Here is a 19,049-nt window from a genome sequence, read left to right on the forward strand (position 1 = left end):
AGTTAGGAGTTAGGAGTTAGGAGTTAGGAGTTAGGAGTTAGGAGTTAGGAGTTAGAGTAGAACTAATATTGGTAACTCTTGATCTTAATTCTTAACTTTATTCCTAACTCCTCACTCTCAACTCCTAACTCCTTTATGCCATATCCACAAGCACCTTGGACACTTCAAGGTTATGCTATCCAAACTCTGCATTTGGTAAATATTGACCAAGTACGCCCTTTGATTCCCTTAGAGTTAGAAATTATTTCTGTATGGCCTGGTAAAACCCTCGGTAGCGTGTATCTCTCTAATTACGGGTCAGGCTCAGTACTGGAGTATAGTGAGTTAATTGTTGTCCCAGCTTTGGTTAATTACCAGAGAAAAATCGGCGCTTGGATTTCTCATATTTATGTAGATAATGCTGATTCGGTGGCTGGTGGTCGAGAAATTTGGGGACTACCAAAGGAATTAGCTAAGTTTACCTGGGAACAAGGAAAGTATGTTACTGTGCATCAGGAAAACCGGAAATTGTGCAGCCTTAAGTATAATCAACAAAGCTTGGCATGGAGACAGCGGTTAAATGTCTCTAGTTTCAGTGTCAAGGGTAGTGATTTGCTGATATTCCCTGCTGAATTTGAGTCTGTGTTGGGTTTGATTGGTTCTAAGTTAGAAATCCCCACCGAAAGTCCTTTTTCTGAAATAGGTTTAGGTCAGCCTTGGTTAACTGTGCGGTGTGAGCAGATGAATTTACGGGTTGATGCGCCAAAAGTGGTAGGTCATACCACCATTTCATGAAATCACTGATTCACCACTCTATTGAGAGAAGGTGTGTCTTTTTCTATTTCATGCAACAAAGCCGCTTGAAGTTAGGGACTTCCAAATAAAAAAATATCCTATCGCTTTTAGGGTAGTTCTTGCAGGGGGAGGAAAAGTCGTTTTGATTCCAAAAATTGGATAATTTATTTTTTGGAGTTCCCTTACAATAATTTTAGTCGTTAACTATCTCTCGAAGCTTGGCGTACCTAAAAATAAAGTTATTTATTAAAATCAAAACACTTGATACTAGAATGAAAATAAATTTGTAAGTGTGGAAGGAGTATGAGTGTGCTGAAACTTAAAACTTTGTTAGTAGTTGCAGATGCATCATTAGTTGTATTAAGTATGAGTAAAACAGCCACTGCTACAACGTTCAATCCCTCTCCTATATTTACAGATGTTACAAGCTATACAACAAATATATCTACAACTAATGATGTCGCTGATATTTATTTTCCTAACCCATCTAATTTAAAAACTAATAACTACTCTTTTCCTATTGCACTGTTACTACAAGGCGCCAATGTAGATAAATCAGATTATTCAAATTATGCTAGTACGGTAGCTCGCTACGGATTTGTTGTAGTTGTACCTAATAACGAGCGCACACTGTCACCATTAGGCAAAGGACTTTTTTCTGAAACAGAGCAAATTAATGCTGTTCTTGCACAAATGCGAACAGAAAATTCTAATTCTAATTCACCTGTTGCAGGTATTGTTAATACTCAAAAACTTGGATTGCTAGGACATTCGTTTGGTGGTGGTGTCGGATTATCTGCAATTGCAGATGTTTGCCTGCCTCGTTTTTGCTCTTCACCTACAACCTTGCCTACTGAAGTCGTAGCTGGCGTCTTTTATGCCACAGGTTTAGCACGCACTCCAAACGTTTTACCTGTGGAGTACATTCCTATTAATAATTCGGGAATACCTGTTGCTTTATTAAAAGGAACACTGGATGGTATAATACCTCCTTTTATTACTGATGGAACTTATGAGAATATACAAAATCCTCCAAAAACTTTGATAACTTTAACAGGCGCCAATCATTACGGTATCACAAATACCAACAACCCACCTGGACCATTCCCAGACAGAAACACACCTACAATACCTCAAGAGGTAGCAATTGAAACTTTAGCTCGGTGGAGTGGATTGTTTTTACGCGCGAGTATTCTTAATGATAAAGACGCTTTTAATTATGTGTATTTCACGGGTGATGCTACTGACCCCAATGTTACAGTAATTAGTGAACGTGTTCCTGAATCGGCGCCGACTGTTGCGCTTTTTGGATTAGGTATTGCTCGAGTGATTATTACTCAATTGCAAAAAGTAACAAATAAATCAAAACATCATAATAACCCAAGTTGCTAGTGACTCTACGCCAGGGCTACTTTGATTATTTTGTAGGGTGTATTTAACCCTCTTTTATCACTTTCGGAAGAGAATAATCTAAAAGGCTTACAACATAAGACTTTTACCAAAAATATTGATTTCAGTCATTCTGTTAAAAAATAAACGCTCAAATGCGCGTTCTATCTACAGTTCAAAATTTGGCTCTTATTTTTATTTTCCCAGAGTGACAGAAGAGGGTTAAGCTGCACATTTTTATCACTCTTTCAGTTGTTGGTGTAAATGTCGTCACAGAGATAGCGATCGCTATTTCCCCCTTTAGATTATTCTGAAAATATCCTAACTTCCCAACATCTGCAAGTTATGTAGAGTGGCATAAAGCCCTCCTTGTTGCAGTAGTTGTTCATGACTTCCCTGTTCGATTAATTCGCCCCGTTTGAGAACAAAAATCCGGTCTACATTGCGAATTGTAGACAAGCGGTGAGCGATAATAATGGCGGTACGTCTAAGTAAAAGCTGGTTTAATGCTTCTTGAACTGAAGCTTCTGTGCCAACATCTAAACTAGCGGTAGCCTCATCTAGTACCAAAATTTGCGGATTGCGAATGGCAGCCCGCGCAAAGGCTAAAAGTTGCTTTTGACCGCTAGAAATATTTGTGCCCCGTTCTCGAAGTTGAGTATTATAACCTTGGGGTAATTCTTCTATAAACTGGGCAATGTTGGTTTCTTGGGCTGCTTGTTGAATCTGTTCAATTGTGTAGCCATCTCCTAAAGAAATGTTGCTTTTAACATCGCCAGCAAACAAAAAGCCTTCTTGTAAAATTACTGCCATGTAACGCCGCAGTTCTGCTTGTGGTACTTCCCGAATATCGACGCCATCTATGAGAATGCGTCCTTGGGTGGGTTCATAGAGGCGGCACAAAAGACGGATAATCGAAGTTTTACCTGCACCGGTAGGGCCAACTAATGCAATTTTTTCACCAGGATGAATGGTGAAATCTAAGTCTTTAATTACGTAATCATCATTTTTGTAAGCAAACCAGACGCGATCAAAGCGAATCTCTCCCAGTTCTGGGGGAGAAGTGAGGTTTGGGGATTCTAGATTTGCCACGATTTCGTCGATGTAGCCAAATTTTGCATCAAATATTGAGAAGCGGACATTGGCGCGATCGCGAATTTCTATCGGTTCATCTAATATATCGCTTACGCGTTCAATGGCAGTGAAACCAGCTTGAATTACTGTAAATTTTTCCGCAAAAGCCCTTAAAGGGTCAAATAATCGCTGGGCATACAATACAAATGTAGATAAAGTCCCGAAAGTCAAGTTTTTTTCCAACAGCAACCAACCACCCACGCACAAAACACCTGCGATCGCAATCAGTCCAATCCATTCTAAGGTTGCTGAAACAAATGAATCATAAAAGATGGTTTTATCCATTTGCTGAGTGTAGTTGCTGTTCGTAGCACGAAACAATTCCGCATTAAATTTTTCTCTACGGAACAACTGCACGACGTTAATACCAAGCACATTTTCTTGTAGCTGTGAATTCAGGATCGAAAGTTCTTCTCGCCCTTTGTAATTGGCTTTGCGGTACTGTTTTTGAATGTAAACAATTACCCAGCTAGTTGGTAACAGCATCAATAACAGCAAGCAAGAAAGTTGCCACTGGATGGAAAACATTAAACCCAAAGTCACCAGCATTAAAAACAAATCAGATATAATCCCAATTGCCCCAGTCGAAAAGACATCGCCTAACACTTCCACATCGCTGGTGATTCTGGTAATTAATTTACCTACGGGTGTGCGGTCAAAAAAGCGCACTGCTAGAGATGTTACATGCTGAAATAAGTCTTGGCGAATTGCGGCGGTGATTTGTTGCCCTAGCTTTTGGACTATATAACCTTGGAAACCTGTCAACAGCAATTGGATGGCGATCGCAATTACCAATAATCCCTCTAGGATATTTAGCCCTTGCGAGAAGGGACGATTCCTGAAAAATTCGTAAGTGCTTGGTTCGTTACGAATCAGGGAGATTACTTGGCCAATCAAGAAAGGTTGTAAGGCATTAGCTAGTGCGATCGGCACGAGTAGGCACATCGACAGCGCCAGTAGCCGTCCGTTACGACGGGCATAAGGCACCAAACGCAAAAATAACCGCCAGTCATTTTCACGCCGACGATCTGGTGTATAAGATTTTTTCAGAGATTGGTAGATGCTCATAGTAAGAGCATTATATTAATGTTTGGAAAAAAACACGCTTGTTTAAAGTAGCGTTTATCTTCCTACTCTGATACCATGCCTGAGATAGAAACCGCAAGACTACTAATCAGACCGGATATTCCTCAAGATTTGGATGATTCCCTTTACATTTTGCAATCTTAAAACTATCAGTCCCCTACCCAGAAATGTTGCCATTGTTTAATTTAATTTGGCGGCTCAAAACGATTCACAACCGCAGCCCACAGGGGACTTCCAAATAAAAATTGGTGAAAACATTTTGCCCTCACCCTCAGCCCCTCTCCCAAGAGCTACGTGTACACACAAGTCTTTTAGAGTTGCTTTGTAACGTAGGGTGGGCTAATCTTTACAGGTCGATGCATTGGCATTGCAGGTCGATGCATTGGCATTGCAGGTCGATGCATTGGCATTGCAGGTCGATGCATTGGCATTGTAGGTCAATGCATTAGCATTGCAGGTCGATGCACTGGCATTGCGTGTCGATGTACTGGCATTGCAAGTCGATGCATTGGGATTGCGTGTGGATGCACTGGCTATTGCAAGTCGATGCACTGGCATTGCAGGTCAAGGTGTAGGCCAGCTTTAGAAGACTTGTGTGTACACCGTAGCTCCCAAGAGAGAGAGAGGAGCTAGACATTCAATTCCCCCTTCTCCCTTGGGAGAAAGGGTTAGGGGATAAGCGCGTGAGGGATTTGCAAAACGCCTGTCTGATATAGTTTTCGGCTTAAGTTGACACGTATGCACTGCTATGCGCCCCTACAGTATTTGTATTAATTGCTTCATAAATATTCCTGTAAGTATGAAACAATAGCATACTTATCTGTTTACGTCTTATATCTAAAGATAGAAGATTGGGGTTAAAATTTGGGAAACCTAAGAGGGGTTCATTCCTAAGAGATGTCCTACCTACTTATCGCAGAATGCAACTGAGGTCAGATGACGCAACCTTTAAATCAAGTCAAAGAATGGGAACAACGTCGTGAGGAAGCAAACCGCTACTACCAACGGGGGAAATTTCAAGAGTCTCTCGATCTTGCAACCAAAAATTTACACTTGGCTAGAGCAATTCCAGACCGAGCCAGAGAAGGTTATACATTAAATGACCTCGGTTTAGCTCACCTCAGTTGCTGGCAACCTCAAAAAGCATTAGAGCGCTTTCATCAGGCGCTTTCGGTTGCTGTTGAAATTGGCAACACGCCAGCAGAGGCAACTGCACTTAGCAATCTGGGTTCTACCTACAGCCATCTTGGACGCTTTTCACAAGCGTTGAAATATTTTGACAAAGCACTGCCAATCTTTAGGCGATCGCAAGATACTCAAAGTGAAGTTTCTACTCTTAATGATGTCGCATTAATTTATACCCGCTTAGGAGAACCAAAACGGGCACTGTTGCTACAACACCAAATTTTGAGGATGCGGCGATTGTTAGGTGACTTTTCTGGTGAAGCAATAACGCTCAATGGCATTGGATTTGCCTACAATGTTTTAGGTAAGTTTGAGCAAGCGCTAGAATTTTTTCAAGCAGCACTACCAATTCAACGAGCTGTCAAGAATTTGCTTGCAGAAGCAACGACCTTGAACAATATTGCTTCTGTCTATCATGATTTAGGAAAACCTAAACAAGCGCTGTTGCTCTACTATCAAGTTCTTTTGACACGTCGAGCAATTAGCGATCGCTCTGGTGAAGCAACAACCCTTCACAACATTGGTTTTACCTACAGCACCCTGGCAGAGCATCGCCAAGCAATGAAGTTTTACAAGCAAAGCATTGTGATTTATCAAGAACTAGGCGATAATCTCGGAGAAATTTCAACTTTGTTAAATATGGGAAGCGTTTACGTTACCACGAAACGCAAAAAAATGGCGCGATCGTGCTACCAAAATGCCCAAGAGTTAGCAGAGCAAATTGAATATCAGCCACTTTTAGAAAAAGTACAGCAGTTCATAGATTCTCTGTAGCATCCAGTTCCCCTTCTCCCAATATGGGAGAAGGGGTTATACCAATTCACAATTCGCAATGACGCTCTCTACGAGACGCTGCGCGAACGCGGACTCGCTAACGCTGCGCTAACGCAATTCGCAATTAAAAAACTTAGATGCAGCAAAGCTTCAAAGTTTGCATCTGTATCAGATTTTTCGTGAAGTGGTATTAGGGGATGAGGGCAACCCTATTAGTGAAATTAAATATGCGTTATCTAAAACCCTTCTAGAGACGTAGCACTTGCTACGTCTCTAGATTTTTTTTTACGCTAGCTACAATACCAAAGTTGTAGCCAGAACAAGTACATCCATGAAAGCTTACGAAATTCAAAGCAACGCCGGCATTGATGCCCTGGCATTAGTCGATCGCCCTGAACCAAAACCCGCACCTGGACAAGTTCTGATTCAAGTCAAAGCAACATCTTTAAATTACCGCGATCTGCTGGTCATTGAAGGAGCTTACGGTGCTGGACAGAAATATCCGTTAATTCCGATGTCTGACGGTGCGGGAGAAGTTGTGGCGGTAGGGGAAGGTGTGACACGAGTGAAAATAGGCGATCGCGTCGCTGGTATTTTCTTCCAAGACTGGATTTATGGCTCTTTAACCAAAGAGAAAATGAAATCCGATCTCGGAGGTGGTATTGATGGAATGCTGGCTGAATATGTCTTATTACACCAAGATGGTTTAGTAATATTACCTGACCACTTATCCTATATTGAAGGTGCAACTTTGCCCTGTGCAGCAGTCACAGCTTGGCACGGACTAGTGACAAAAGGCAATATTGGTGCAGGTGATAGTATTTTATTACTCGGTACTGGAGGAGTTTCAATTTTTGCTCTCCAGTTTGCCAAGATACATGGTGCTAGAGCGATTATTACTTCCAGCAGTGATGAAAAGTTAGCACAAGCGAAACAGCTTGGTGCTGACGAGACAATCAACTACAAAACAACACCAGATTGGGAAAAGCAAGTTTATCAATTAACCAATCGCACAGGTGTAGATCATGTAGTTGAGGTAGGCGGTGCGGGGACTCTACCAAAATCCCTGCAAGCAGTCCGCATTGGGGGACGTATTAGTTTGATTGGCGTCTTATCTGGCAGAGGAAATGAAATTGACCCCATGCCAATACTTTTTAAGAGTTTAACAGTTCAGGGAATTTATGTTGGCAGTCGAGAAATGTTTGAGGCGATGAATCAGGCGCTGCAACAGCATCAAATCAAACCGATTATTGATCGAGTTTTCCCTTTTACTGAAGCACGAGAGGCTTATCATTATCTCAAAGGTGCGGCTCACTTTGGTAAAGTCGTAATTTGTAATTCGTAATTTTAAAGAGTTAAATTATATGTTTCAAGTGGGGTTTAAATCCCACTTGAAACATAGTTATGAATTACCTTTAAACAGCAGCGAGAGTCGGCGCAGCGAATTTAGCATATCGCTCGATGTAGAATTCTTTAGGGTGAGCGATCGCTTTCACAGATTCACGCTCTTTCAAAGCACGTTTCCACTGGCGTAGACGGGTAAATTGCTCTGGTACTCCAAAGCCGCGATACTGCTTCAGTGCAGCCCAGCGCTCAAACCAAGGAAAGTAGGTGAAATCGACCAAACTGATAGATTCACCAAACCAGTAAGGGCCTTCTTTAGAAAGCTTTGCTAAACCTTCGTTTTCAATGAATTCCAGATGTTTATATAGTTCCTGTTTAGCTTCTTCATGTTTTTCGGAATCTGAACTCCGCAGCAAGGTAGAAAAAGCAGGAACAAACCGAGTGTTAGCAAAATCGATCCAGATACGAGCCTGTGCCCTATCAATGGGGCTGCTGGGTAACAGTGGTGGATTGGGAAATACCTCATCGAGATACTCGTTAATTACTGCTGACTCCCAAACTCGGTTATCACCATGAGTTATTGCAGGCACTTTCCCATAGGGGGAAACTTTGGTAAATCCTTCAGGCTTATTTTGCAAATCAATTTCAATCAAATCGAAGTCGATGCCTTTCTCTTGGAGTACCAAGCGGGTACGATGAGCATAAGGACAAACAACTGCACTGTATACTTTAATTTCAGTCATGTTTAAGTTCCTTAGTAAATAGGACTTGTTAATCGCCATTGGGAATTGAATTTGAATCCAAAATCCCAAATCTTAAATTGTTAGTGTCACAAAATTCTTTTTGAGGCGAATGTGGCGTGAAAAATTCTCGACACTAACCAAACTTTGAAACTGGAGTAATACTCAAATAACCCAAAATTCTTGATGAGGGTAGGGAATAGTTATTTTTCCCCCTGCTCCCCTGCTCCCCTGCTTCTCTGCCCCTCTACCTTCTCCTACAGCCAGGGCACTTCTTCAGGTGCATAACGGAAGGCGCGGAAGACTGTATTTTGCTCTCCACGAGTTACTGGCGATTTTTCAACTGAAATATTCCGAGATGCAAAGTGGGGATTGATGTATTCCCAAACAATTTCCCCTGTAACTGTCACCTCGAATATTCGACCATAAGCACCTTCTGTAATTAAGGTATTGCCATTGGCCAAACGTTGCGCTCCTGATATATAAGAACTAAAGAAATTTTGGGGCGGATTGTCGGTGTATTCCCAAACTATCTCTTTCGTTTGACGGTTTACCTCAATCACACGCGAGAAATTGAGAGCAATGTGACGGCGATGTGCGCCATTGTCGAAAATCAAGATATTACCGTTAGCTAGTTCGTTCGGGAAGTGCTGCTGTGCTAGCACGTCATCACCCAGCGTCCAGATAATTTCTCCAGTTTTGCGATCAATAATGACAACTGTGGAGATATTACGAAAGCTGACTATAATGTTGCCATCAGCGAGTTCACCCACAGTATTTCCATGAGTCCATTCATGTCGATGATCTTGGGGTGTAATCGTAAATATATCTGGATCGAGGTGTTCGTGGGCGTGCCAAGTCCAAACGATTTCACCTGCTGGAGTCACTTCATAAAGCACATCCGCATAGATATCACCATCTGGTTCTGTACCTGGTACGCCACCTTTGATGCTCTTAACCAAAGACTGAGGTATCTTTTCAATGGCTAGTAGAATTGTGTTGCCATTGGCTAGTCTGCGTCCATCGTGATGATGATCTGGATGCTTATATTCCCAAATAATATTTCCTTTGGGATCTGCTTCTAAAACAACGCCACTTTTGAATGCAGCCCATAAAGCAAAACGTAGGGGTTCTTCTGGTGGAGTTTTACCATTATAAAAAAGGTTGCCATTGGGCAAAAGATAACCGTATAACCCTGGTGGATATGGCAGATTCCACTGGTGTACTACTTCTCCTTCTAAGTTCAGAAGGTAGACTTCACCTTGACCTGTTAGAGGTGTGAAAAGTGTGTATCCTTTAAATACTTTTTCGGGATTGTAAGCTCTTAAACCAGTACCCCGACGACGAATAGTATTCTGGTCAACTAATGTTGCTGTAAAAGTCATATTTTACCTACTAAATATCTAGTTTTTAATCTAAGAACTAGGACAGAGTGCATCGCGCATCTCTACTTCTACTCTGATAATGAGAGCCAGAGGCTCTAGGGAGGCGTTACCAGGCTCCAGCTTGATAACGAGGCGAAAACTGTCTTTAATTTTGAATTGTTAAGGTGCTGGATTTGGTGACTGAGCATGAACTATATCCAACTCTTCCAAAATGTCTTTATTGAGAACTACATTTACACTTTCTAAATTCTCTTTGAGTTGTTCTAGTGTCGTAGCACCAATAATTGTGCTAGGTACAAACCAACGACTCCGCACGAATGCTAAAGCTAGATGCGCTGGACTTAGTTGATGGCGTTTGGCAATTTCTAGATAAGCTGCTACAGCTTGACTTACTTTTGGTTTGAGATAGCGCTGACCGAAATTTTCAAACAAAGTGACTCTTGCTTTCTCTGGTTTGCCATTTAGATATTTGCCAGTCAAGAAACCAAATGCCAAAGGACTATAAGCTAGTAACCCAATTTCTTCGTGATAAACTGCTTCTGCTAAGGCTCCGTCAAATACTCGATTCAGCAAGTTGTAAGCATTTTGAATCGAAACAACTTTGGGCAATCCTAACTGTTTAGCAGCGTTACCAAACTGGGCGACTCCCCAAGGTGTTTCGTTACTCAAACCGATATAGCGAATTTTTCCTGCCTTAATTACATCGGCAAAAACTGCTAGCTGTTCAGGGATGGGAACTGTTTTTTCCACCTGAGTCGGATCGAACACCGTTTGTCCAAACCGTGGCACGTAGCGATCGGGCCAGTGGATTTGGTACAAATCAATATAGTCTGTTTGTAATCTTTTTAGACTATCGTCTACAGCTTGTTTGATATTATCACGGTCAATTGCTTTGGCTCCACCTCGTACCCATTTAAAACCTCGACCAGGGCCAGCAATCTTAGTAGCTATAATAAGTTGATCTCTTTGTTGACGCTTTAACCATTCCCCAATGTAAGTTTCAGTTAATCCATAAGTTTCGCCACTTGTTGGGACAGGGTACATCTCAGCCGCATCAATAAAGTTGACTCCTTGGGCAATAGAATAATCTAGCTGCTCGTGGGCTTCTTCAATGGTATTTTGCTGTCCGTATGTCATGGTGCCCAGACAAATTTCAGAAACTTTTAAGTCACTCTTGCCAAGTTGGTTATACTTCATACTTCTGCGCTGTTATCAAGTTGATTGAACAGTGATATTTTTGTTGGATATTTTGCATTTTGTCAATGACGCTATTCTTTTTAAGTAAATTAGCTTCAAACAACACTGAATTTTAGTACTAAGCCAATATAAATTTTTCAGCAAATATTAGTTTGCTGATACTACCAAAAATTGATAGATAAATCGTATTTAGTGGATACAGTTTTTTATTATTGCATAGATGAACCAGATAAGTAAGCTAGTTTAAAGTAGATAAAAAATCTAAAATTGTAGTAGAAAATACTTGCTTTTATTGAGTTTTTGTGAAAATTAGGACTTACGCAAAACATAACGAAAGTAGCGGTAATTCATGAATTACCGCTACGCAATAATCAGGTTTTCAGGCACATCTTGCGTAAGTCCTGAAAATGACTGCTTTAGCCTGAGTGTATACTACGGTAAGTCAGTCCAATTAAAGTAGTATATCAAAAAATTTAAGATTATTCTGGAATGAAGTCTTAATAAATGTTTATAGTAGTATGTTTTTTTACAAGTAGTCTGTTTATTGTATTAATTAAAACATACAACGCTACTTACAAAGACTTACAACAGCCGATAGGAATGACAAAGACTTGGGATTTTAAGGACTTGTCTAACCAGGAATTATTGCTGCGATCGCTTCCAACGATGCTCATGTGTACAGCAATGTTATTTAAGTAACAATCAAATAGAAATATTTCAAAGATTTGCTGAGATGATTATGATATTTTTGATGTATTCAATTGGAGTCACAAAGCGGCATACTAATACTTTATTTTGTATTAAATAAGCTATTATTGTTAGTATATTTTGTTTTTTCTTAGATATAAAAAGTTAATAAATACTGAAAATTAAGCAAGTAAGTATAAATTTATTTAATTGTGCGATCGCAACTGTAAATCCAGTTAAATTCAGTAATTCAAAAAAGTTTAATTACTTAAATGTGAAGTAACGCTAATAATTTTTTCTACTTACTCTTAACTTTACTAAAGCCAGGATTTAACAACGCAAAAATACTTTTTGCTCTGGTATATACTTACTATCTTGCTATGCAATCTGTATTATTTTGTTTTCAACCTTTAGATAGATACTGTAACAGGGTATACAAACTTTTTTAATATATATCAGGATTTATTTGCTATTATAAATAACTAATTGAATTCTATTATTATAGAAATATAAAAATTTAATTTTTTATTTAAGTTTTTTAGAAAATACACCTTTTGACATTAGGATAAAATTTTTGAGCTATCTCCTTATGCCGCAAGTTGCCTTTTCTAGAGACAGCTATGTTTAGGAGAATCCCAATGTTATTAAACAAAAATGCCCTTGAGCAACCAGCAAATAATCTGCTGGCAGTTCTACCACCCGCTGATTATGAGCGTCTTGTTCCGCATCTAAAGCTAGTTCCGCTCCCACTTAAGAAAGTCCTTTACGAAGCAGGCGAACCGATCGCACAAGTCTATTTTCCTAATAAGGCAGTGGTTTCTATAGTCACCACTATGGAAGATGGCTCAACTGTAGAAGTTGGTATAGTGAGTAATGAAGGCATGGTGGGTATGCCCGTAATTTTAGGAGATGACACCACAACCACAACAGCATTTGTGCAGATTCCAGGCGTTGCAATGCAGATGGATGCGGATATACTCAGAAGCGAATTCAACCGGGGCGGAGCTATTCAAAGTCTGCTGCTGCGCTACGTGCAAGCTGTATACACGCAAATAGCACAAGGAGTTGCTTGCAACCGTCTTCATAAACTAGAGAGACGGCTGGCTCGGTGGTTGCTGACAGTTTCTGACCGTCTGGAATCAGAGGAATTTCCACTCACCCAAGAATTTATCTCACAAATGCTGGGTGTACGTCGTGCTGGTGTTACCGAAGCAGCTAACATCCTGAGCGAAGCCGGAATGATCAGCTACCACCGTGGTCAGATTAATATTCTGAATCGAGAGGCTTTAGAAAAAACTTCCTGCGAATGTTATCAGATTATAGAAAATGAATTTGTCCGTTTATTGGGCAATAAGCCCAATAAACAGGAAAAATAATTTTTTTGACGCTTCTATGTACGAAACCGTACAGACTCGAAAAAGTGCGTTCATTTAAGATTTTCTAGATTTTCCTCGTGTTCCTTTAGAGAATACACCTTTCGACATTAGGATCAAGTTCTGAAGTTCTTTCCTTGTGCCCTGAGTTGGCTTTTCTAAAGTCACCTACCTTTAGGAGAGTAGCTTTTAATGTCATTAGATAAAAGCTTTTTTCAGCAACCACCAAATAAGCTGCTTGCAGCTTTACCAGCGAGTGATTATGAACGTCTTGTCCCCCATCTAAAGCTAGTTCCGCTCCCAGTTCAGCAAATCCTGTACCAAGTAGCCGAACCCATTACACAGGTCTATTTTCCTGATAAGGCAATGGTTTCTATAGTTACCATTATGGAAGATGGCTCAACGGCGGAAGTTGGGATAGTAAGCAATGAAGGGATGGTGGGTATCCCGGTAATTTTAGGAGACAACACCACAACCACAACAGCATTTGTGCAGATTTCTGGTGCTGCTATGCAGATAAATGCAGATGTCCTGAGAGCCGAGTTCAATCGGGGCGGAGTTATTCAAAACGTGCTACTGCGCTATGTACAAGCTGTATACTCTGAACTGGCGCAAGGAGCTGCCTGCAACCGCCTCCATACACTAGAGGAACGGCTGGCTCGCTGGCTACTGACAGTTTCTGACCGTCTGGAATCAGAAGAATTTCCCCTCACGCAAGAATTTATCGCTCAGATGCTGGGTGTACGTCGTTCCGGTGTGACAGTAGCGGCTAGCACCCTCAGTCGAGCCGGAATGATCGCCTATCAACGTGGTCATATTAGCATCCTGAACCGAGAGGATTTGGAAGCAACTTCCTGTGAGTGTCATCAAGTCATACAAAAGGAATTTGCTCGGTTACTGGGCATGAAGCCCAGTAACCGAGCCAAAAAATTTTTTTGAGTTATGCGTGCGAAACCGGACAGACAGGCAAAATTAACTTGATTTAAAGTATTATGATCAAATTTCTCTTTTAATGTTCAGTGAGCGAAAACACTCTTCTTAAGCCGCAAGTAAATAAGTTACTCGCGGCTTTGCCAACTAGTGATTATAAGCGCCTTGTTCCGCACCTGAAATTAGTTTCGCTTTCCACTCGGCAAGTCATTTACGAACCAGGAGAACCCATTACACAAGTCTATTTTCCCCAAAATGCAATGATTTCTATAGTCACTACTATGAAAGATGGATCGACGGTGGAAGTTGGGATAGTGAGTAATGAAGGCATAGTGGGTATCCCAGTAATTTTAGGAGGCAAGACAACAACCACAAAAGCGTTTGTCCAAATTGGGGGCGCTGGAATGCAGATGGATGCAGATGTCCTGAGAACCGAGTTCAATCGGAGCGGAGCTATTCAAAAGCTGTTGCTGCGTTATGTCCGAGCTATATATACCGAACTTACACAAAGCTGTGCTTGCAACCGTCTTCATCCCCTAGAGGAACGGCTGGCTCGTTGGCTGCTGACAGTATCTGACCGTTTGGAATCAGACGAATTTCCACTCACGCAAGAATTTATCGCTCAGATGCTGGGTGTACGGCGCTCCGGTGTGACAGTGGCGGCTAACAACCTCAGCCGAGCCGGAATGATTCGCTATCAGCGTGGTCAAATTAACATCCTGAACCGAGAGGATTTAGAAGCAACTTCTTGCGAGTGTTATCGAGTCATCCAAAACGAATTTGCTCGGTTGCTGGGGAGTTAGCCAAGGTGCGACGTCGAATAGCCCGTCGTAGACATCGCCAGTGAATTATTTTAACTTACTATGTCCGACACCGCACAGACACTCGCTAGTTAGTTCCTTTAAGATTTAGTCAAGCAGGCATTAAATAGCGTTTACAAATACGTGGCTTTTGATGTAATTACTAGTTCAAGTCTTTGAGCTATAGCGCGGTAAAAATAATGTCTAATCAATCTATGTCTTTTAAAGGTTTGCGATTACTGGTTGTTGATGACGATTTTGATACAAGAAAATTACTTACCTACCTATTTGAATTAAATGAAGCAGAGATTATCACTGCTGCTTCAGCAGCGCAGGCTATAGCAATAATGTCATTTTTTAAACCAGACATCCTAATTAGTGACATTTATTTACCAGATGAAGACGGCTACTCACTGCTCTTGAAGGTCAGAAATCTGGAAGCAAAGCGAGGGAGAAAGATTCCAGCTATTGCTGTGACGGCATCTACTTCTAAAGAAGACCGTGATATGGCATTTTTAGCAGGTTATGAAATATATCGATGTAAGCCTATAGACTTAGACGAATTAACTTTTATGGTTGCTAGTTTAGTTGGAATCGACAATAGGCTTGAGATATTGGAATGCAACAAGGCAAAAGCCAGTAAGCAAGAAAACTTTAATTAAATTTTATTTATTTTGAAAAGGTGATGTCTACGACGAGACATGACGTTTTTTTAGGAATCTTTTGACTAATTTTAACGTGAATTCGACGGATCTAAAAACCCCTCTCCAAACCTCTCCTCCACAGGGAGAGAGGCTTTGAAACTATAATTTTCTCGTTGTCAACTAAGAATATTTCTGCCCCTCTCCGCGTCGGAGAGGGGTTGGGGAGAGGTTCATCGAACTGACGTTAATTTTATTTTCAAGACTTACGCAAGATGTAGCTGAAAACCTGATTATTGCGTAGCGGTAATTGATGAATTACCGCTACTTTCGTTATATTTTGCGTAAGTCCTAATTTTTTATTAATTTCGCTATCAATAAAAAACTTGGAAAACACAGAGATATAAAATATACTAAGAATAAATACAGAGAACGACCAAGTAATTCTCTGCAAGTACTCATTTTTTCATATAAAGGAGCGCATTATGGAATATCTTGCATATTCTCACATGTTTATTGCTCAAGAAGAGGCATCTGAAAACACTAAGTATCATCTTCCTCAACCTCAATTCAATTGGAAAAAACTGCTTAAATCTTCGGCTTGGTTAGCTTTAGCTGGTGTCGGTGTATTATTTGCTGCTGTAACCCAAATTCAAATGAGTTCGGCTGCTTATGTCAAGACTAACGGCAGTTGTTTACGTGTCCGTTCAGGCCCAAGCACCAACTACTCGTCTGTGGACTGCGTACCAAATGGCACAACACTTCCAGCAATTGAACGATATGAAAACGGTTTTGCCAGACTTTCTACAGGTAGATACATTTTTGCCAGATGGATTGGTGATAGACCTAACAATCGTCCTGTGACTAGACCCGGTGGCGTTGGCGGTTCGGTGATTCTTACCCCTGGTTCTAAAGGTCAGCTTGTCAGAGACCTGCAAACAGCTTTAGGCAATCTCAGGGTTGATGGAATTTACGGTCAAGAAACTGTTAGCCGAGTCCGAAGCTTTCAGCAAAGTAAAGGTCTACTTGTAGATGGTGTCGTAGGCCCCGAAACTCGAGTAGCTCTGGGTATTTAGCCAGAAGCCACTCTTGGAAAATCTCGTGGTTTGGTAAAGGCTAGTACCGCAAGGCGGAAGTCAAAAGTCAAAAGAAATACAACATAAACGTTTCGTTGATTGGAAATGGGTTGTTTATTTCCACTTTGCTGTACTAGTACAATGTCCAACCTAGTGCAAGAGGGTTTGTAGTAAGCACTTTAGTGTTTAGAAACTTTAGTCCTTACTACGAACTTGCTTACCCATGAAGTAATTTTGTACAATCTGCAAAATGCGCTCTGCTGCATGACCATCTCCAAAGGGATTGATGGCGTTTGCCATTGCTTCATAAGCATCTGAGTCACTGAGTAACTCAGCAGCAGCTGCAAAAATGTTCTCAGTCGTAGTGCCAACAAGTTTGGCTGTACCAGCTACCACAGCCTCTGGTCTTTCGGTGGTGTCTCTCAAAACTAATACTGGTTTTCCCAAACTGGGGGCTTCTTCTTGTAAGCCACCAGAGTCAGTCAGCAAAAGATGCGATCGCCCAATTGCTCCTACCAATTCGCCATAATCTAGAGGATCTGTCAAGAAAATTCGGGGATGATTCCCTAAAAGTTCCTGCAACGGGACTCGCACGGTCGGATTGCGGTGCAATGGTAAGAGCAAAGCTGTATCAGGAAACTTATCTAATATATGTAAAAATGCCTGAGCGATCGCTAACAGAGGTTCTCCCCAATTCTCCCGACGATGAACTGTTGCTAACAAAACCCGATATGATTCCCAGTTTAAGCCTGGGACATCGCAAACTATTTGGGTTGCAGCGACATTTAACAATGCATCAATTACTGTATTACCCGTCATGTGAATTTCACCCAAAACACCAGAACGATGCAAATTTTCCACAGCCCAAGGAGTCGGTGCAAAGTGCAACTGAGTAATTTGAGAAATCAATCGGCGATTAGCTTCTTCTGGGTAAGGATTGAAGATATCATCAGTTCTTAACCCTGCTTCTACATGACCAATAGGAATTTTTTGATAAAAAGCTGCCAAAGCTGCGGCAAAAGCTGTGGTAGTGTCTCCCTGCACAATTACTAAATCTGGCTTTTTTACCTTAAATAATTCTTCTAACCCTTGTAAACTACGGCAAGTAATATCATTTAGAGATTGCTGAACCTGCATAATTTCCAAGTTATAATCCGACTTGATATTAAACAGTTGCATAACTTGCTCAACCATCTCTCGGTGTTGTCCAGTTAGAATTACTTGCAACTGAAATTCTGAAGAATTCTGGAAAACCTGAATCACTGGAGCGAGTTTAATCGCTTCTGGGCGAGTACCTAAGATAATGCAAACGCGTTTTTGATTAGTCATTAGTCATCTGTAATTTACCATCTATAGTCAATGGTCTATAGTCAATGGTCTATGGTCAATAGTCGGTGGTCAATCCTCACATAAACCATAAATATTAATGGATAAATTACAGAAGATATAAAAAAACCCGGCTTAACCGAGCAAATGCATTCTTTGTCTAATTAATCTGTAACGACTATTTAAAAGTTCAAATTATAAAAACCATGAAAAAACCCGGCTTAACCGGGCAGACGCACTGTTTGTCTAATTAACCTGTAATAACTATTTAATCTCACAAGTTAGAGGGCAAGCAGCGTAAACAGTAGCCTGCATTTGGTCTGCCTCTCCATGCAGCCAGCTTAACCATTTAACTTCACTAGGATGAACTCCCTTAACAGTTAGCACACCCGCAGCCAATACAACTGCCATGACATTAAACATTATTAGAGCGCCTGCTACAAGCAAAACCGCACTAACAGGCATTACAGATTGCAAGATAATCGACAACAGACATCCGACCGTAGCCATGAAGACAACTAGTGGAAAACCCACAACCAACAAACATACTGCTAATGTAAAAGTCCATATTAAAAAGCTTTTAATCATCAACAAGGAGTAGGTCTTTCCTTGATTAGAGCTTTGAGCAGAAACCATGACTTTTCCTCCCAGAATACACAACAAATTTTAATTTCAGTCATATCTCACTTTTCGCGAGTAAACTGAATTGTTTCATTGAAATTTAGTATATAAAAACTAATCGGAAAAATGAGCATTTGTTTACTAAAGTTTACAGTTAATTTTTTGTAATTATGGATATAAAATCAATTTTCTATTTATTAAAAAAACCTGTTTACTGCATCTACCTTCAGGTATAGAACCTAAAAGGTATGAGCTTTTAACTTTGATCCCCATGATATCACTCCTATTCAACTTAACATTTCTTATAAAAATTAGTAGTCTTTCTCATAATTCCTAGACAGGCTGAATAAATGATCTGCTAGTATTTGTGCTGTTAATTGCTGACAATTCGTGGCCATGTCTGGGATAAATTTCTCATCTAAGTCATGAGAATATTAACTTTAAAAACAAAAGTATTTAAAAATACTTATTAATCATGTGTATTTACTGAGGTATTTTGAGTCCTTATATGTGTTAAACCTGTTTAGATAGGTTAAATAATCTATCTAAATATTCTGAGTAGTGAAAGCTTAGGAAATAAAAGATAC

The 19,049-nt window shown here is 40.5% G+C and carries 16 protein-coding genes; 10 read left to right on the forward strand and 6 right to left on the reverse strand.

Annotated elements, in window-relative coordinates; genetic code table 11:
* Positions 1 to 135 precede the first annotated feature (135 nt).
* Together RMY63_RS18645 and RMY63_RS18650 are read left to right on the forward strand one after the other, a co-directional pair.
* A complete protein-coding gene (locus tag RMY63_RS18645) occupies positions 136 to 774 on the forward strand; it encodes an acetoacetate decarboxylase family protein (protein WP_322730126.1) in 639 nt (212 codons plus the stop codon).
* Between the two features lie 303 nt (positions 775 to 1,077).
* Positions 1,078 to 2,166 (forward strand): alpha/beta hydrolase family protein, encoded by a 1,089-nt coding sequence (locus tag RMY63_RS18650; RefSeq protein WP_322730127.1) that lies wholly within the window; start codon positions 1,078 to 1,080, stop codon positions 2,164 to 2,166.
* A 318-nt stretch (positions 2,167 to 2,484) separates the two neighbouring features.
* On the opposite strand, the gene RMY63_RS18655 is transcribed toward RMY63_RS18650, so the two are convergent.
* A complete protein-coding gene (locus RMY63_RS18655; protein WP_322730128.1) occupies positions 2,485 to 4,365 on the reverse strand; it encodes an ABC transporter ATP-binding protein in 1,881 nt (626 codons plus the stop codon).
* Between the two features lie 954 nt (positions 4,366 to 5,319).
* Between RMY63_RS18655 and RMY63_RS18660 the strand changes: the two genes are divergently transcribed.
* The gene (locus RMY63_RS18660) at positions 5,320 to 6,342 is read left to right on the forward strand and encodes a tetratricopeptide repeat protein (protein ID WP_322730129.1); all 1,023 of its coding nucleotides are present in this window, start codon (positions 5,320 to 5,322) and stop codon (positions 6,340 to 6,342) included.
* Between the two features lie 331 nt (positions 6,343 to 6,673).
* Positions 6,674 to 7,687, forward strand: coding sequence for an NAD(P)-dependent alcohol dehydrogenase (locus tag RMY63_RS18665; protein WP_322730130.1), 1,014 nt, complete (start codon positions 6,674 to 6,676; stop codon positions 7,685 to 7,687).
* 70 nt (positions 7,688 to 7,757) lie between these two features.
* Here RMY63_RS18665 and RMY63_RS18670 read toward each other — a convergent pair whose 3' ends face one another.
* The 3 genes from RMY63_RS18670 to RMY63_RS18680 form a co-directional block, all read right to left on the reverse strand.
* Positions 7,758 to 8,429, reverse strand: coding sequence for a glutathione S-transferase family protein (locus tag RMY63_RS18670; RefSeq protein ID WP_322730131.1), 672 nt, complete (start codon positions 8,427 to 8,429; stop codon positions 7,758 to 7,760).
* 254 nt (positions 8,430 to 8,683) lie between these two features.
* Positions 8,684 to 9,811 (reverse strand): aryl-sulfate sulfotransferase, encoded by a 1,128-nt coding sequence (locus RMY63_RS18675; protein WP_322730132.1) that lies wholly within the window; start codon positions 9,809 to 9,811, stop codon positions 8,684 to 8,686.
* Positions 9,812 to 9,970: 159 nt separating this feature from the next.
* Entirely contained in the window at positions 9,971 to 11,008 is a 1,038-nt protein-coding gene (locus RMY63_RS18680; RefSeq protein WP_322730133.1) for an NADP(H)-dependent aldo-keto reductase, read from the reverse strand.
* 504 nt (positions 11,009 to 11,512) lie between these two features.
* Here RMY63_RS18680 and RMY63_RS18685 point away from each other — a divergent pair.
* The 6 genes from RMY63_RS18685 to RMY63_RS18710 all read left to right on the forward strand — a co-directional run bounded on the left by RMY63_RS18685 (position 11,513) and on the right by RMY63_RS18710 (position 16,515).
* A complete protein-coding gene (locus RMY63_RS18685) occupies positions 11,513 to 11,707 on the forward strand; it encodes a hypothetical protein (protein ID WP_322730134.1) in 195 nt (64 codons plus the stop codon).
* 626 nt (positions 11,708 to 12,333) lie between these two features.
* Entirely contained in the window at positions 12,334 to 13,071 is a 738-nt protein-coding gene (locus RMY63_RS18690; protein WP_322730135.1) for a Crp/Fnr family transcriptional regulator, read from the forward strand.
* Between the two features lie 189 nt (positions 13,072 to 13,260).
* On the forward strand, positions 13,261 to 14,007 hold the full coding sequence (locus RMY63_RS18695; RefSeq protein WP_322730136.1) for a Crp/Fnr family transcriptional regulator: 747 nt from the start codon (positions 13,261 to 13,263) through the stop codon (positions 14,005 to 14,007).
* Between the two features lie 80 nt (positions 14,008 to 14,087).
* A complete protein-coding gene (locus RMY63_RS18700; protein ID WP_322730137.1) occupies positions 14,088 to 14,801 on the forward strand; it encodes a Crp/Fnr family transcriptional regulator in 714 nt (237 codons plus the stop codon).
* Positions 14,802 to 14,998: 197 nt separating this feature from the next.
* The gene (locus RMY63_RS18705; protein WP_322730138.1) at positions 14,999 to 15,460 is read left to right on the forward strand and encodes a response regulator; all 462 of its coding nucleotides are present in this window, start codon (positions 14,999 to 15,001) and stop codon (positions 15,458 to 15,460) included.
* 464 nt (positions 15,461 to 15,924) lie between these two features.
* Positions 15,925 to 16,515: a peptidoglycan-binding protein gene (locus RMY63_RS18710; RefSeq protein WP_322730139.1), complete on the forward strand. Its 591-nt coding sequence runs from the start codon at positions 15,925 to 15,927 to the stop codon at positions 16,513 to 16,515.
* 195 nt (positions 16,516 to 16,710) lie between these two features.
* On the opposite strand, the gene wecB is transcribed toward RMY63_RS18710, so the two are convergent.
* Both wecB and RMY63_RS18720 read right to left on the reverse strand, forming a co-directional pair.
* Positions 16,711 to 17,844, reverse strand: coding sequence for a non-hydrolyzing UDP-N-acetylglucosamine 2-epimerase (gene wecB / locus RMY63_RS18715; protein WP_322730140.1), 1,134 nt, complete (start codon positions 17,842 to 17,844; stop codon positions 16,711 to 16,713).
* 261 nt (positions 17,845 to 18,105) lie between these two features.
* The gene (locus RMY63_RS18720; protein ID WP_322730141.1) at positions 18,106 to 18,477 is read right to left on the reverse strand and encodes a hypothetical protein; all 372 of its coding nucleotides are present in this window, start codon (positions 18,475 to 18,477) and stop codon (positions 18,106 to 18,108) included.
* Between the last annotated feature and the right edge of the window lie 572 nt (positions 18,478 to 19,049).

The sequence above is a fragment of the Nostoc sp. ChiQUE01b genome, from assembly GCF_034531255.1.
GTDB lineage: Bacteria > Cyanobacteriota > Cyanobacteriia > Cyanobacteriales > Nostocaceae > Nostoc.

What these genes read in the sequence shown, in the direction of transcription:
- RMY63_RS18710 (WP_322730139.1), top strand. Translation starts at nt 15,925, where the DNA reads ATGGAATATCTTGCATATTCTCACATGTTTATTGCTCAAGAAGAGGCA.
- RMY63_RS18675 (WP_322730132.1), bottom strand. Translation starts at nt 9,811, where the DNA reads ATGACTTTTACAGCAACATTAGTTGACCAGAATACTATTCGTCGTCGG.
- RMY63_RS18690 (WP_322730135.1), top strand. Translation starts at nt 12,334, where the DNA reads ATGTTATTAAACAAAAATGCCCTTGAGCAACCAGCAAATAATCTGCTG.
- wecB (WP_322730140.1), bottom strand. Translation starts at nt 17,844, where the DNA reads ATGACTAATCAAAAACGCGTTTGCATTATCTTAGGTACTCGCCCAGAA.
- RMY63_RS18685 (WP_322730134.1), top strand. Translation starts at nt 11,513, where the DNA reads ATGTTTATAGTAGTATGTTTTTTTACAAGTAGTCTGTTTATTGTATTA.
- RMY63_RS18650 (WP_322730127.1), top strand. Translation starts at nt 1,078, where the DNA reads ATGAGTGTGCTGAAACTTAAAACTTTGTTAGTAGTTGCAGATGCATCA.
- RMY63_RS18705 (WP_322730138.1), top strand. Translation starts at nt 14,999, where the DNA reads ATGTCTAATCAATCTATGTCTTTTAAAGGTTTGCGATTACTGGTTGTT.
- RMY63_RS18655 (WP_322730128.1), bottom strand. Translation starts at nt 4,365, where the DNA reads ATGAGCATCTACCAATCTCTGAAAAAATCTTATACACCAGATCGTCGG.
- RMY63_RS18695 (WP_322730136.1), top strand. Translation starts at nt 13,261, where the DNA reads ATGTCATTAGATAAAAGCTTTTTTCAGCAACCACCAAATAAGCTGCTT.
- RMY63_RS18670 (WP_322730131.1), bottom strand. Translation starts at nt 8,429, where the DNA reads ATGACTGAAATTAAAGTATACAGTGCAGTTGTTTGTCCTTATGCTCAT.
- RMY63_RS18665 (WP_322730130.1), top strand. Translation starts at nt 6,674, where the DNA reads ATGAAAGCTTACGAAATTCAAAGCAACGCCGGCATTGATGCCCTGGCA.
- RMY63_RS18680 (WP_322730133.1), bottom strand. Translation starts at nt 11,008, where the DNA reads ATGAAGTATAACCAACTTGGCAAGAGTGACTTAAAAGTTTCTGAAATT.
- RMY63_RS18645 (WP_322730126.1), top strand. Translation starts at nt 136, where the DNA reads ATGCCATATCCACAAGCACCTTGGACACTTCAAGGTTATGCTATCCAA.
- RMY63_RS18720 (WP_322730141.1), bottom strand. Translation starts at nt 18,477, where the DNA reads ATGGTTTCTGCTCAAAGCTCTAATCAAGGAAAGACCTACTCCTTGTTG.
- RMY63_RS18660 (WP_322730129.1), top strand. Translation starts at nt 5,320, where the DNA reads ATGACGCAACCTTTAAATCAAGTCAAAGAATGGGAACAACGTCGTGAG.